The 12,096-nt window shown below is 62.6% G+C and carries 17 protein-coding genes; 11 read left to right on the top strand and 6 right to left on the bottom strand.

The features are described from left to right. Positions 1-7 precede the first annotated feature (7 nt). Positions 8-661: a TetR/AcrR family transcriptional regulator gene (locus C5L14_RS16130; RefSeq protein WP_105863253.1), complete on the bottom strand. Its 654-nt coding sequence runs from the start codon at positions 659-661 to the stop codon at positions 8-10. A gap of 269 nt (positions 662-930) precedes the next feature. Between C5L14_RS16130 and C5L14_RS16125 the strand changes: the two genes are divergently transcribed. From C5L14_RS16125 to C5L14_RS16115, 3 genes are all read left to right on the top strand, one after another. Next, complete coding sequence (locus tag C5L14_RS16125; protein ID WP_245443408.1) at positions 931-1,335, top strand: hypothetical protein; 405 nt, start codon at positions 931-933, stop codon at positions 1,333-1,335. Next, positions 1,325-1,621, top strand: coding sequence for a DUF6958 family protein (locus C5L14_RS16120; RefSeq protein WP_245197083.1), 297 nt, complete (start codon positions 1,325-1,327; stop codon positions 1,619-1,621). The genes C5L14_RS16125 and C5L14_RS16120 overlap by 11 nt, the downstream gene beginning before the upstream one ends. Before the next feature lie 134 nt (positions 1,622-1,755). Further along, positions 1,756-2,070, top strand: coding sequence for a hypothetical protein (locus C5L14_RS16115; RefSeq protein ID WP_105863047.1), 315 nt, complete (start codon positions 1,756-1,758; stop codon positions 2,068-2,070). Here the strand turns inward: C5L14_RS16115 and C5L14_RS16110 are convergent. Further along, positions 2,024-2,950 (bottom strand): DMT family transporter, encoded by a 927-nt coding sequence (locus C5L14_RS16110; protein WP_105863046.1) that lies wholly within the window; start codon positions 2,948-2,950, stop codon positions 2,024-2,026. The genes C5L14_RS16115 and C5L14_RS16110 overlap by 47 nt on opposite strands. 97 nt (positions 2,951-3,047) lie before the next feature. Between C5L14_RS16110 and C5L14_RS16105 the strand changes: the two genes are divergently transcribed. Next, on the top strand, positions 3,048-3,926 hold the full coding sequence (locus C5L14_RS16105) for a LysR family transcriptional regulator (protein WP_105863045.1): 879 nt from the start codon (positions 3,048-3,050) through the stop codon (positions 3,924-3,926). Between the two features lie 40 nt (positions 3,927-3,966). Here C5L14_RS16105 and C5L14_RS16100 read toward each other — a convergent pair whose 3' ends face one another. Beyond that, positions 3,967-4,596 (bottom strand): LysE family translocator, encoded by a 630-nt coding sequence (locus C5L14_RS16100; protein WP_105863044.1) that lies wholly within the window; start codon positions 4,594-4,596, stop codon positions 3,967-3,969. Positions 4,597-4,788: 192 nt separating this feature from the next. Between C5L14_RS16100 and C5L14_RS16095 the strand changes: the two genes are divergently transcribed. From C5L14_RS16095 to C5L14_RS16085, 3 genes are all read left to right on the top strand, one after another. Next, positions 4,789-5,094 carry a hypothetical protein gene (locus tag C5L14_RS16095; protein ID WP_105863043.1) on the top strand — a complete coding sequence of 102 codons (306 nt, stop codon included), beginning with the start codon at positions 4,789-4,791 and terminating at the stop codon, positions 5,092-5,094. A gap of 33 nt (positions 5,095-5,127) precedes the next feature. Next, positions 5,128-5,733 (top strand): histidine phosphatase family protein, encoded by a 606-nt coding sequence (locus C5L14_RS16090; protein WP_105863042.1) that lies wholly within the window; start codon positions 5,128-5,130, stop codon positions 5,731-5,733. Between the two features lie 281 nt (positions 5,734-6,014). Further along, complete coding sequence (locus C5L14_RS16085) at positions 6,015-6,827, top strand: hypothetical protein (protein WP_105863041.1); 813 nt, start codon at positions 6,015-6,017, stop codon at positions 6,825-6,827. 76 nt (positions 6,828-6,903) lie between these two features. Here C5L14_RS16085 and C5L14_RS16080 read toward each other — a convergent pair whose 3' ends face one another. Further along, positions 6,904-7,248: a RidA family protein gene (locus C5L14_RS16080; RefSeq protein ID WP_105863040.1), complete on the bottom strand. Its 345-nt coding sequence runs from the start codon at positions 7,246-7,248 to the stop codon at positions 6,904-6,906. 190 nt (positions 7,249-7,438) lie between these two features. Between C5L14_RS16080 and C5L14_RS16075 the strand changes: the two genes are divergently transcribed. Further along, on the top strand, positions 7,439-7,726 hold the full coding sequence (locus C5L14_RS16075) for a transcriptional regulator (protein WP_245197086.1): 288 nt from the start codon (positions 7,439-7,441) through the stop codon (positions 7,724-7,726). 233 nt (positions 7,727-7,959) lie between these two features. Next, complete coding sequence (locus C5L14_RS16070; protein ID WP_245197087.1) at positions 7,960-8,340, top strand: response regulator transcription factor; 381 nt, start codon at positions 7,960-7,962, stop codon at positions 8,338-8,340. 78 nt (positions 8,341-8,418) lie between these two features. Here the strand turns inward: C5L14_RS16070 and C5L14_RS16065 are convergent, their stop codons facing one another. Next, a complete protein-coding gene (locus tag C5L14_RS16065; RefSeq protein WP_105863038.1) occupies positions 8,419-8,889 on the bottom strand; it encodes a hypothetical protein in 471 nt (156 codons plus the stop codon). A gap of 193 nt (positions 8,890-9,082) precedes the next feature. Here C5L14_RS16065 and C5L14_RS16060 point away from each other — a divergent pair, with 193 nt between their 5' ends. After that, the gene (locus C5L14_RS16060) at positions 9,083-9,850 is read left to right on the top strand and encodes an SDR family oxidoreductase (RefSeq protein ID WP_105863037.1); all 768 of its coding nucleotides are present in this window, start codon (positions 9,083-9,085) and stop codon (positions 9,848-9,850) included. Positions 9,851-10,038: 188 nt separating this feature from the next. On the opposite strand, the gene C5L14_RS16055 is transcribed toward C5L14_RS16060, so the two are convergent. Next, positions 10,039-10,947, bottom strand: a complete 909-nt coding sequence (locus tag C5L14_RS16055; protein ID WP_245443407.1) for a LysR family transcriptional regulator — start codon at positions 10,945-10,947, stop codon at positions 10,039-10,041. A gap of 177 nt (positions 10,948-11,124) precedes the next feature. Between C5L14_RS16055 and C5L14_RS16050 the strand changes: the two genes are divergently transcribed. Further along, positions 11,125-12,069: a ring-cleaving dioxygenase gene (locus tag C5L14_RS16050; RefSeq protein WP_105863035.1), complete on the top strand. Its 945-nt coding sequence runs from the start codon at positions 11,125-11,127 to the stop codon at positions 12,067-12,069. The last annotated feature ends 27 nt before the right edge of the window (positions 12,070-12,096 follow it).

Genomic DNA, 12,096 nt, shown 5'->3' with positions numbered 1-12,096 from the left:
ATGGGGATCATGTCGGCTGAGCTTTCCCCCCGGCGTCGATCCGGTAGGCAGCAAGGAAGATGCGAACCGCCTCCCTGGCATGGGCCCGCAGCACTTCCGGCTTTGGTATCGCACCATTGCCCAGGAGCATAACGTCGTTGACCGGCCCCCCCATCACCAGCCAGTTGAAGAAGGCGGCGGCGGCGCGAACATCAGATGTCTGGATGAGGCCCAACTCGACATAGCGCGCGAATATCGTCGCCAGCCGGTTGATCGAGCGCATCGGGCCGCGCTCGTACAGCACCTTGCCGAGGTCGGGAAAGCGCTCGGCCTCGGCAATCGCCAAGCGCCGCAATTGCAGCAGGCGTGGCGTCATCACCAAGGCAAGCTGCAGATCAGCGAACCTGAGCAGAAACTTTTCAATCGGGAGGTCGTCGGGTGGATCCGCCACCTGTTCCTGCAATTCGTCGCCGGCCTGCCCCGTCATGCCGTTCGCTATTTCGAGGAACAGGGTCTCCTTGTTTTGGAAATGGGCATAGACGGTCTGCTTGGACACGTCGGCCGTCGCGGCGATCTCGTCCATGTTGGTGGCCAAGAAGCCATGCTTAAGGAAGAGTTCGGTTGCGGCCGCAACGATACCTTTGCGCGTACGCTCGACCCGAATTCTTGCACCGTTGCTCATGGTAGCCATGCCCCCTGCCGCTGGATAGCACCGGTTTGCGAATAGACCATATGGATTGACAAATCAAACTAGACGGTACAGTCTAATTATAGGGCAATGTTGGAGGGCTGACCATGGCGCGTTCACCTGGAAGGGTTCGCCCTTTCACCTGTCAGTGCGGACGTGTCGTACTCGAGACGGTCGATTCCCCTATCGTCACCGCCATTTGTCAATGCACGAGTTGCCGTACCGCACGGAAACGGATCGAGGCTCTGCCGGGAGCGCCTAACATGGCAGAGGACGATGGGGGCACCGCCTTCGTGCTCTACCGGAAGGACCGGATTCGTTACGTCAGGGGAGCCGAGTTGCTGCGCGAATATCGCCTGACACCTGCCGCCAAGACCAGGCGTGTTCTGGCGCAGTGTTGCAACGCTCCCATGTTTCTCGAATTCGAAAACGGGCACTGGCTCAGCCTCTACAGGCAACGCTTCGCCGCCAGCGATCGACCCGCTCCGCAAATGCGCGTGATGACAGGGGATCGGCAGGGCGGCTTTGACCGAGAAGGCGACATGCCCAGCTATGCCTCGCATTCGGGCCGTTTCATGTGGAAGCTGCTTTTGGCCTGGATCGCCATGGGCTTTCGGGCGCCGAAGATCGATTATGTGAAAGGCGGGGTTGGTCATTATGCTGGTTGAGAGGATTGCGATCCAGAACGTGATTTCGCCCGGCCATGTCGTTCGCGTCGACAGAGCGAAATATGAGGCGATGAAAGCGGCACTCCTCGCCGTTTTGCCGGATATCTCGCCTGGCCTGACCGTAGCCGAAGCCAAGCAGCATTTGCTGCCCTTGCTGTCGCAGGATCTCTTTCCCGGCGGAGCGAAAGCCGGCTGGTGGCTGAAAGCCGTTCAGCTCGATCTCGAGGCGAAGGGCACCGTGGTGCGCGCAGCGACCAAACCCCTGCGTCTCCATCGTCGGGCCTGAAGCTATTGGCGTTGGGTCTGAACGCGCGCTGTTGCCATGGCTCTTCGACCTGCCTCTGAAGCGGATATGATCTTCATTCGGTCGCATTCTTCTGTAGATTCAGTGGTCAACCTGCCGAATTGCCGGAGTCGACCATGAAGATCCCTGCTATCGCTGCCGGCGCGTTGCTGCTGTTGACCGGCACCGCCCTTGCCGACGGCTTTGCTCCCAAGGAGAACAAATTCGCCCCGCCGCCCCTGGATGCCAAAAAGGCGCCCGGGCCTCATGACTGGACGGGGTTCTATGTCGGCGGCCATGGCGGCCTGTCCCAGGGAAGGTCGAAATGGAGTACGGACGGCGCCAGCCGGTCCTCCTCGGATCTCGGCTCCACCTTCGGGGCGCATGCGGGTTATAATTACCAATTCAATCGCGGGGTCGTATTCGGAGGCGAAACCGACGTTTCTCGCTGAACGATCCTTCCGGACGCAAGCCGGGCTTGGTTGCCGCGATGACAATGCCGAGGCAGACCAGCAAGAGGCCCGCCGCGAAGTTCCAGCCCAGTCTTTCTGCGAGAAAGAACTCCCCCGCAAGGCTGGCGGTGATCGGATTGACGGCCACCGCGATCGCCACCAGAGTCGGCGTCGTATGGGTGACTGCGAAGGACCACAGGAAGAAGACCAGCGCGCTGCCGGCAATGCCGAGATAGGCGGCAGCCAGCCAGGCTTCCGGCGGAAGCCCGCGAATATTCGCTAATCCCCCGCCGATCGCCGCCCCCAAAACGAGGCAGAGGGCACCGATTCCCATCGCCACCAGGGTGAAGCGAACGGAGCCTGAACGGGCGATAAAAGGCCGGGACCAGATTGTGTAGAGTGCCATCACGAGCGCTGCTCCGAGCATCAGGAGATCACCGCGCCAGGCGCCGGCAGGCGCTTCGGAGAGACCCGAAAGCAGCGCCAGTGCCACCCCGGTCATGGTGACCAGCACGCCCAGCACCTTGCGTGAAGTCATGGCCTCTGCTCTCAGCGCCGCGGCCGCCAGCATGGTCAGGACCGGCAGGGCCGAGAGGGCAATGGCGCCGCGCGCGGCCGTGGTGAAATAAAGCGCGGCATTGAACAGGATCGGAAAGAGCCCGAAGAACAGAAAGCCCAGTCCGGCCACGCCCGGCCAGTCGCGCCGCGGCGGCCAGGCTTCGCGGCGCAGGCACGCGACCGGCAGGAGAAAAACAAAGCCGAGACCGAAACGCAGGGCGCCGAGCGTAATCGGATCGATCGTTTGGGAAAGCGAACGCGTGGCGACCACGGCGGTGCCCCCGATGCCGCTCGACAGGACGGCCGCCAGAACACCCCACATCGCCCTGCTCCCCTGTTGATCGTTGCGAGCGCAGGCTAGCGGAAGCCAGTCTCATAAGGGAATTGCATTTGATTGATGAACATCATCATGATGTGTGATGACGTTACCGATGCTCGATCCCGATCTATTGAGAGCCTTCCTGGCCGTGGCCGACCACCGCTCCTTCACGCGGGCAGCGGCCCGGCTCAATCGCACGCAATCTGCCGTGAGCATGCAGATCAGGCGCCTGGAAATGCGGGTCGCTGCCGATTTGTTCCGGCGTAACACCACCATGGTCGAACTGACCCAGGCCGGTGAAAGCCTGGTTGCCTATGCACGCCGCATCCTCGCCCTGAACGAGGAGGCGGTCGGCAAGCTTCGCGAGCATCGGATCGAGGGGCGCGTTCGCCTGGGCGTGATGGACGATTACGGGAGCCACGTTCTGCCCGCCATGCTGGCGCGCTTCCTCACGCTCTATCCCCGCATTCACATCGAGATGGAAACCGGCCTGACCAGCACTATGCTCGGCCGCCTCGGCGAAAGCTATGATCTCGTCATCGCCATGCATGCCGAGGGGCATGAACACGGCGAATTGCTGCGGCGCGAACAACCGGTCTGGGCCGCCAGCGCGTCGCACGAGGCTTGGCTGATCGATCCTCTCCCCGTGGCGCTCTACCCAATGGGCTGTCTCTTCCGCAAGTGGGCAATCGAGGCCCTCGATGCCGTCCGGCGTCCGTGGCGACTGGCTTTCGTCTCGCACAACCTGGCTACGGTGGAGGCCGTTGCGGCCCAGGGATTGGCGGTCACGGTGGTGAAAGCGAGTTTTCTGCCGCACAGTTTGCGCGGCCTGTCGCCGCGGGATGGTCTGCCCGCCCTGCCCGGTGCCGAGATCCGGTTACACGCCGGACCCAGCCCGACACGGGCGGCCGCGTTGCTCGCCGATCATCTCCGCGAGGCCCTGGCAATGGCGCCGGCAAGGAGCCATCCGCCCCGTTGAAGGTGTCACGCGACGTGGCCCGCCGCGGGCAGAGGTATTCCTATTTCCGCGAGACCAGCGCCGCCGTTACGCCGAGGCCGATGAAGGACAGGCCAGCGAACCAGCGCTGGAACCGCAGGAACCGGCGGCTCCGGCGCAGGAAATCCCCAGCCGCGCCGGCGGCCAGTGCAAACATGGCATCGCTCAGCATGCCGAGCCCCATGAAGGTGAAGCCGAGCACGAGAATCTGCCAATGCAGGGCGCCGCGGCCCGGATCGACGAATTGCGGCAGGAACGCCAGGAAGAAGATCGCGGTCTTCGGGTTGAACAGGTTGACGATGAAGCCTTCCTGAAAGAGCCGATGCAGCGGTTTGTTCGATTTGGCAGAGATCTCCGGCGGCAGGTCCGGCGCCAGCAGCGTACGGATGCCGATCCAGATCAGATAGGCCGCGCCCAGATATTTGACCACGGAAAAGGCCAGGGTGGAGGAAACGACCAAGGCTGACAGCCCGACGGCCGCGGCGACGATATGGACGATGGTGCCGAGATGGATGCCGAGGACCGAAACCAGGCCCGCGACCTTGCCTCGCTCGACCGAGCGCGCCACGATGAACAACACTGCCGGCCCAGGTGTCAGCAGCAGCGTGACCGATGCGAGAACGAACAGTCCCCAGAGTGTCGGATCAGGCATTGGTCGCTCCTTGTCAATTCTCGTGGCGAAGCAAGCCACAAGGCCGGAGCCAAAGCAATAGCCACAGCCGCAGCAGAGGAGCGGATCTGCCGGCCAGCCCCTCCTCCCTTGTCGGGAGCATGTTATGTTGGGATATTGCCGTCGACTCATCGACCTTGTCCTGCCGGCAATGCCTGACGCTGGGGCTCCCCAATGAAGCTGTCCGCCTGTACCGCTCTCCTCCTCCTGCCACTGCTGGGCACCTCCGTCCTGGCAGAGGAATTCGCACTGCCGGATTTGAGGGTGGAGCAACCCCGGCACAAGAAGCCGGCTCCTGCGGCCGGCAAGGCGCCTGCCTTGGGAAATCCCGCCTCACAATGGGCTCCGGATGCCGAGGACAAGTCATCCAAGGCTTTCACGGCTCGCCCGGACATTTGCGGTGGCTGTGAACTCAAGCTCAACGCCCGCCAGGTTACCCGGGAAGATCGGCTGCGGCGTCCATTCGAGGTGTTCGAGTGAGGGCCGTTCGCTTGTCGGTTTCCTGGAGGCGGCATGGCGCGTGAGCTCTGGCTGATCCGCCATGGCGAAAGCACTGCCAATGCGGGAGCGGCGAGCAAGGACGCCTCATCGGCGCCGCTGACCGACACGGGCTGGCAGCAGGCGCATCAGATAGCGGCCACGTTCGAACGTGCCCCGGAATTGATCGTCGTGTCGCCTTATCTGCGAGCACGCCAAACCGCAGCCCCGACGGCAGAGCGCTTTGCAGCGGTGCCGATTGAAACCTGGCCGGTGCAGGAATTCACCTATCTGTCGCCTATCCGCTGCGCCAACACCACGATGGAGCAGCGTCGCCCGCTGGTAGAGGCCTATTGGGACCTCGCCGATCCGGAGCGGATCGACGGCCCCGGCGCCGAATCATTCACCCAGATGCTGGAGCGCGTGCGCGCCGCAGCCCGCCATATCGAAGCGCTTGGTCTCGATCGCATCGTCATTTTCACGCATGGCCACATCATGCAGGCTTGGCGCATGCTGGCCGAACATCCCGAGGCGAGCGACAGGAGAGACATGAAGCGTTATTTCAGCGCCTTCCTGGGCTGTCCGATCGAGAATGGCGAATGGATGTCCGCAAATGCCTTCGCCCGTGTGGCGCGGAGCTGAAGCGCTTTGCGATTTGGCGGTCATGCCAAGAATCGCAAAGACGCGTTGAGCCGATAAGTGTGGGAACAGCAACTTTGCAAGCCCATCTGCGCCTTACAAACTTTCGCAGCAAGAATACTTTCTAGCATTGTGAACTGAAATATTTTGAATACCTACAATTCAAATGTTATCAAGTTGCAATGTAGCAGCGGTAGCTATCGAATCGACATCAAAAACAAAATATATGATGTAGGTATCCTGTGCGCAGATTGAATATAGCGAACATATGCGAGCGGATCGCCGTGCAAGCACCTTATTTTGCTTTTGGAGACCTTGAAGAAGGAGAAGATGGTACTATCCATGGCGCGTTCGCGTCAGAACAGGCGATCGGCTATGAACGCGGGCCGATTGCCTCAGCCGAAATCGGCCGGCATCTGGCCATTCTCGGATCATGTGCCGCAGCTGCCCGGTCGGGGGCTGAGCGGATCTATTATCTGGCCACCAAGGCACGCTACAGCAAGCTTTCCGATGCGCGATACCAGGGAACAGGCCGCGAGTTCCAGGCCCTTTCGGAGGTCTTGAAGCAAGATCGACGGTCGCTTGCGGCGCAGGCCGTCGTCGGAGGCGATGATGGGCCCTTCGCTCATCTTCATTGCGAATATCAGGCTCTGTCGGCTCCGGTCTTCGCCCGCTTGTTCGAGGACTTTCGAACCGAGCAGCGTTTCATTCCGGACGGATCGCCTTACCGGCATCCGATTGCCCTGACGTTTCAGGAACCCCGCGGCAGAGTGCTCACAGCGCGCAGCCAGCCTCTCCCACCAGTCCGATGCGCCGGTCACTTCCTCGACTATCCGGCTTGGCCGATTGCGATCATCGCTGAAACCATCACCCAGGTGGTGACCCGTCTTCTCCACCACATCGTGGGGCGGGAGGTCGACTATTCCGTGGTCCGGACCGATATCGCTGCTCTCAAGCTGGTCTCCGCCGCCAGCGAATTGCTCTTCGAGGTCGAAAGCCTTTCGGCATCCCGGGCTCTCTCGCATTACGCCTTTTCTGCGCGGGTGAAGCGTGAAGGGGAGGTGGTCGTCTCGTTCGAAACCGAGCTGCAGGTATAGCTCGGACCGCCGAGGCCTTCGCAGCTCGAAGAGGAAGGCGCACTCGTCATTGCAAAGTGCGCCTTGGGAAGGGCGATCAGGCCGTCGCGGTGACCTGGATCTCGACCAGGAGTTCCGGCGCGGCCAGGCGGGCCTCCACGGTGGCGCGGACAGGCAGGTTGTCCATGTCGACCCACTTGTCCCACACGGCATTCATCTGGGAGAAATGAGCGATGTCGCGCAGCCAGATGCTGGCCGTGAGCAGGTTCGACTTGGAACTGCCGGCTTCGGCCAGCAGGCCGTCGATCTGCGCCAGGATGTCGGCGGTCTGTGCCGCGGTGTCGCCGCTGGTGTCGGCGGCGGTGATGCCGGCCGTGGTGACAATGCCGTTGGCGACGACCGCCTTGCAAAAACGCGGGCCGGGATGGAGACGCTTGACCATGGGAGTGTCCTTCCTTGAAATCGGGGCTCTCCTCTACAGCATCCGATCCGATTCAGAAATCGCCTCCGGTACGGAAACTCTTCCCTGCAATATTGGCGGATGAACTGGCTGAACGCCTCGCTGCTTCCTACATCTCCTGTTAAGGCCGGCTGTTGCCAGATATCGGCCTGTTCATCTGTATGAGGCGTTCATGATGTCCCTCACCCCTTCCCTCAGCCGCGCCGCCCGTGCCCTCCTGGATTTCGATGTCGCCGATCTGGTGAAGCGGTCGGGCGTGCCCAAAGTCATCATCGCCGAGTTCGAAAAGGGCGGCCGGATGCCGCAGAGACAGGACCTGGCAGCCATGCGGCTCGCCTTCGAGGAGGCCGGCATCCAGTTCCTGGACGACGACGGCCAGGGGCCGGGCTTGCGGCTGCGCCGGGGAGAGCGCCAATCCGGTCTTCGGCCGGAAGAACTCACGGCCGAAAACGACGATTGAGCCATCGGTTGCCCGCCTGCGCTGCGGGCGGCGACGGCAAGAAGGCGCGCCTGTTCCGGAGTCACGCGCGGAACAGACAGCCATGTGCGGGCGTGACAGAAGGAGACCAAGCAAGGTCGCAGGTCCGGCAGCCGCCAGGAAATTCGCCCGCGATGACTGGGACATTTCGATTGAGACACATTGCTTTGACGTCTTCCTCCTCCGCCCCTCCCGTCCAAATCCGCCGCGCCGTCATGGCGATCATTGAAATGGATGGCGAGGATGCCCTGGCGCAATTGCGCCGGCACCTTCCCAATGCCACGATCTTTCTGCTGACGGCTCAGCCTGGCGGTTCCGACGGCAAGCTGGTTGCGGCCGAACAGGTCATGGCAGCGCTCGAAAGCTGGGCCGGCCCGGACCAGGGCCTGCACCTGACGCCGATGCTCACGCCGCGCCAGCAGGACATTCTGGACCTGATCGTCCAGGGCAAGTCGAACAAGGAGATCGCCCGGGCGCTGGCCATCTCCCCCTTTACGGTTCGCAACCACGTCTCGTTGCTGCTGCGCGTTCTCAATGTGGCCTCGAGAGAGGAAGCCGCGAGCAAGGCAGCCGACGGAGCAACATTGCGCCAGTGATCGGTATGCAGACTGCGCCTCATCAGAGGCGCGGTTGCCGAATGCGCGCAAGACATCGCCATCGGCTCAGTCTGTGGCTTACGGATGCTCGGCCGCAGCGGGCAATTGCTCAATGCCAGGCAGCATATAGCCCGAAGTCGCGTTCCCCGTGAGTTCACCACCCTGGCATTCGAGGGCGGTCTCTTCATAGCTGAAGGTCGTTTCGATCATTCCCTTCTGGCGATCGGTGACGCGGAACTGGTTGCCGACGCGAGCCCGGTAGCGCGCGGTCTGCGCGCCGACACGCACGATACCCTCGCTGTCGACCAGTTTCTGGCGCGTGCGGTTCTCGCCATCGGCAACCGCTCCCTCGGCCACCCCGGCCATGTCGGCGCGCTGCACGGCCTCCAAATGTTCGAGGCAGGCCTCGAAACTGGCGAAGTGCTGGGCAGGAAGCGGAAGCGGCGGCAGGCGCCCGCTGGCCAGCGCCGACGCCGCGGGAAATCCAGCTGCAAGACTCGCAAGCAGGACAGCGGCGAGGCGTCTGCGGCCGAAGGGAAAGGAGATCATGGGTTCATTCTCAGACGTTGCCCGCGTCCGGGCAGATATGCGGATGGATGGAGACTTTTAGCGGCCGCTATCCCGCTTGGCGATTTCCCAGGAAACAGGGAATGGCTGAAAACAGCGAGACCAGAGGAAACGGGTCGCGATCAGCTCATGCCTGGAGAACAAGAACCTCCCAAGCGAATTGGAGGTTCGGGAAATGAAGTCTACGCTTGAAAACAAGGTTGCCATCATCACTGGCGCCAGTTCGGGTATCGGCGAAGCCTCGGCGCGCCTGTTTGCCGCCGAAGGTGCTGCGGTCGTCCTGTCGGGACGCCGCCGCGATGCCCTCGGCAAGGTCGCTGCGGACATCGCCGCTGCCGGCGGCAAGGCCGTCGCGCTCGCCGGCAACATCCAGGACGAGCACCACCAGCTTGCCCTGGTAGATGCCGCTCAGCGGCATTTCGGCGGGCTCGACATCGCCTTCAACAATGCGGGCACCACCGGAGAAATGGCGCCGCTGACCGATATTTCCTCGGAAAGCTGGCGCGATACGATTGAGATCAACCTGACCAGTGCCTTCCTGGCGGCGCGGCACCAGATCCCCGCCATGCTGGCGCGTGGTGGCGGAACCCTCGTGTTCACCTCGACTTTCGTCGGCTACACCGTCGGCTTTCCCGGCATGGCCGCCTACGCCGCCAGCAAGGCCGGCCTGATCGGCCTCACCCAGGTAATCGCCAGCGAATACAGCGCCAGGGGCATTCGCGCCAACGCCCTGTTGCCGGGCGGGACCGATACACCAATGGGGCGAAGCGTCTCCAACACCCCGGAGGCACGCGCCTTCATCGAAGGGCTGCACGCCCTCAAGCGCCTGGCCAGCCCCGAGGAGATCGCCCGTTCCGCGCTCTATCTCGCTTCGGACCTGTCGAGCTTCGTGACGGGGACGGCCCTGCTGGCGGATGGCGGCGTCTCGATGACGAGGACCTAGAGCGTTTTCCAGAAAAGTTGATAGACTTTTCGATTAAGAAAACGCGTCAAAACAAGGAATTAGAGAGCAAAGTGCAATTCGGAGAAATTGCACTTTGCTCTAGCACGACGACTGCGTTTGCGAATGCAGGAAACGGAGGGTGTTCAGCCTCTGGAGTCCAATGTCTCGGCCAAATCACGACGTGGGTTCTAGGTCCCTTCGATGAAGGCGCGGCGCCGGACGATCTCCGCCGCAATGAAATTGAGGAACGCTCGTATGCGCGGGGCGTCCCGGAGATCAGGGTGGGTGAGCAGCCAGAGATCCGCCCCGAATTCCGGATTGACCGATCCAATACGCCGCAACCCCGGCCGGGTTCCGGCGATGAAACAGGGCAGGTGGCCGATACCGATGCCGGCCTCGACGGCTTCGGCCAGGCCGAGCACCGAGTTGACGCGGTAGACGATGCGCTCCGGCGCGACGTGAGCCTTGACATAGCGCACGGCCTTAAGCGTGGCGAGATTGTCACCGAGTGCCACCCAGCGCCGGCCATGCAGCGCTTCCAGATCCGGCAGGCCAGGCTCGGGAAAATCTTCCGCCCTGCCATAGAGAGCCCAGCCGATACGGGCGACGCGCCGGCCGACCAGCGTGTCCGGCGGCGCATCGGACGCACGAATGGCAATATCGGCATCGCGCTTGGAAAGATTCAGCGCGGCATTCGACAGGACCACGTCGAGCCGCATACCCGGATAGGCTTCCGCGAACCGGGCCAACAGCGGCGTCAGCAGTTCGACCAGCAGGGTGTCGTTGGTGGTTATGCGCAACTCGCCGGCAAGGTCGAGTTCGCTGCCGGCGAGCCGGCGCAGCACCGAGACGATATCCTCGTCGACACGGTCGGCGAGCCCGGCCACTTCCTCGCCCGCCGATGTCAGCGTGTAGCCCGTACGGTGCTTTTCAAACAGGGTGACCCCCAGCGTCTGCTCGATCTGGCGCAGCCGCCGGAAAGCGGTCGAGTGATCAATACCGATGCGCGCTGCCGCCGTGGGCAGGTTACGGGTATCGGCGATCGCCTTTACAAGGCGCAAATCGTCCCACGCCAAATTCGGAAAACCGTCCCCCACCTTAAATTCCCCAGCGACGCCTCCGACCCATCCAGCACCTATATTACCTTTCATATCGACAATTCAATACCGTGGATGCCAACCATCTCATTGCATCGGCGCAATGGAAATTCCCGGCATATCGGGCCTATCTCGGTGGCGAAGGAACCAGCGATCCCCACCGGAAGGAATTTCGCCATGAGCAGCAAAGGCATCCATCACGTCACGGCCATTGCGGGTCCCGCCCAGCGAAACCTCGATTTCTACACTCGGATACTTGGCCTTAGGCTGGTCAAGAAGACCGTGAATTTCGATGATCCCGGCACCTATCATCTCTATTACGGCGACGAGGCCGGCCATCCTGGCAGCATCCTCACCTTCTTTCCCTGGGAGCATGTCGCGCCGGGCCGCATCGGTCTCGGCGAGACGCAGGAAACAGTGTTCCGGGTGCCGGAGGGCTCGATCGCCTATTGGACGCAGCGCTTCGTCGAGAACGGCGTCGCCCATCAGCCGCTGACCCGGCGTTTTGGCGACCCCGTGCTGTCCTTCCAGGACCCGGACGGCATGCGCCTCGCGCTCGCCGCCGTGCCCGGTATCGAGAATGAGACCGGTTGGACCGACGCCGGCATTCCTGCCGATGCCGCTATCCGCGGTTTCCATGGCGTCAACCTGCTGCTTGCGCAGGCGGCTCCGACCGGTGCCGTCCTCACCGACATCTTCGGTTTCAGCGAAATCGGCCGCGAGGGCAGCCTGGTGCGGTATCGCGTGCCAGACGGCGGCGCCGGCAGCATCATCGACATTCGCGAGGCCAGCGGCTACCTGCCGGCTCGCCTCGGCGGCGGCTCCGTACATCACATCGCCTTTCGCGCGGCCGATGATGCCGAGGAAGCGGCAATGGTTCGTAAGCTTGCCGAAAACCATGGCATCCGCACCACGGAGCAGAAGGACCGCAACTATTTCCGCTCGGTCTATTTCCGCGAACCCGGGCATGTTCTGTTCGAGATCGCGACCGATATTCCCGGTTTTGCCGTGGACGAGCCTGCGTCCGAGCTCGGCCAAACCCTGAAACTTCCTCCCTTCCTGGAAGCCCGCCGTTCGGCTCTGGAAGCCTCCCTGCCCCGCCTCGGGCAAAGCGCGCCCTAGATGCGTCCCGTTTAAGTTCCCACCACC

Source organism: Labrys okinawensis (genome assembly GCF_002982075.1).
GTDB classification, from domain to species: domain Bacteria; phylum Pseudomonadota; class Alphaproteobacteria; order Rhizobiales; family Labraceae; genus Labrys; species Labrys okinawensis_A.
The sequence above is the reverse complement of the archived record's forward strand: the minus strand, read 5'-3'. Positions and strand labels throughout refer to the sequence as shown.

Bases quoted from the DNA above. Each gene is read 5' to 3' on its own strand.
- C5L14_RS16070 (WP_245197087.1), top strand. From the start codon at position 7,960: ATGGCGATCATTGAAATGGATGGCGAGGATGCCCTGGCGCAATTGCGC.
- C5L14_RS16095 (WP_105863043.1), top strand. From the start codon at position 4,789: ATGAAGCTGTCCGCCTGTACCGCTCTCCTCCTCCTGCCACTGCTGGGC.
- C5L14_RS16105 (WP_105863045.1), top strand. From the start codon at position 3,048: ATGACGTTACCGATGCTCGATCCCGATCTATTGAGAGCCTTCCTGGCC.
- C5L14_RS16050 (WP_105863035.1), top strand. From the start codon at position 11,125: ATGAGCAGCAAAGGCATCCATCACGTCACGGCCATTGCGGGTCCCGCC.
- C5L14_RS16080 (WP_105863040.1), bottom strand. From the start codon at position 7,248: ATGGTCAAGCGTCTCCATCCCGGCCCGCGTTTTTGCAAGGCGGTCGTC.
- C5L14_RS16090 (WP_105863042.1), top strand. From the start codon at position 5,128: ATGGCGCGTGAGCTCTGGCTGATCCGCCATGGCGAAAGCACTGCCAAT.
- C5L14_RS16120 (WP_245197083.1), top strand. From the start codon at position 1,325: ATGCTGGTTGAGAGGATTGCGATCCAGAACGTGATTTCGCCCGGCCAT.
- C5L14_RS16060 (WP_105863037.1), top strand. From the start codon at position 9,083: ATGAAGTCTACGCTTGAAAACAAGGTTGCCATCATCACTGGCGCCAGT.
- C5L14_RS16130 (WP_105863253.1), bottom strand. From the start codon at position 661: ATGAGCAACGGTGCAAGAATTCGGGTCGAGCGTACGCGCAAAGGTATC.
- C5L14_RS16065 (WP_105863038.1), bottom strand. From the start codon at position 8,889: ATGATCTCCTTTCCCTTCGGCCGCAGACGCCTCGCCGCTGTCCTGCTT.
- C5L14_RS16075 (WP_245197086.1), top strand. From the start codon at position 7,439: ATGATGTCCCTCACCCCTTCCCTCAGCCGCGCCGCCCGTGCCCTCCTG.
- C5L14_RS16115 (WP_105863047.1), top strand. From the start codon at position 1,756: ATGAAGATCCCTGCTATCGCTGCCGGCGCGTTGCTGCTGTTGACCGGC.
- C5L14_RS16110 (WP_105863046.1), bottom strand. From the start codon at position 2,950: ATGTGGGGTGTTCTGGCGGCCGTCCTGTCGAGCGGCATCGGGGGCACC.
- C5L14_RS16100 (WP_105863044.1), bottom strand. From the start codon at position 4,596: ATGCCTGATCCGACACTCTGGGGACTGTTCGTTCTCGCATCGGTCACG.
- C5L14_RS16125 (WP_245443408.1), top strand. From the start codon at position 931: ATGGCAGAGGACGATGGGGGCACCGCCTTCGTGCTCTACCGGAAGGAC.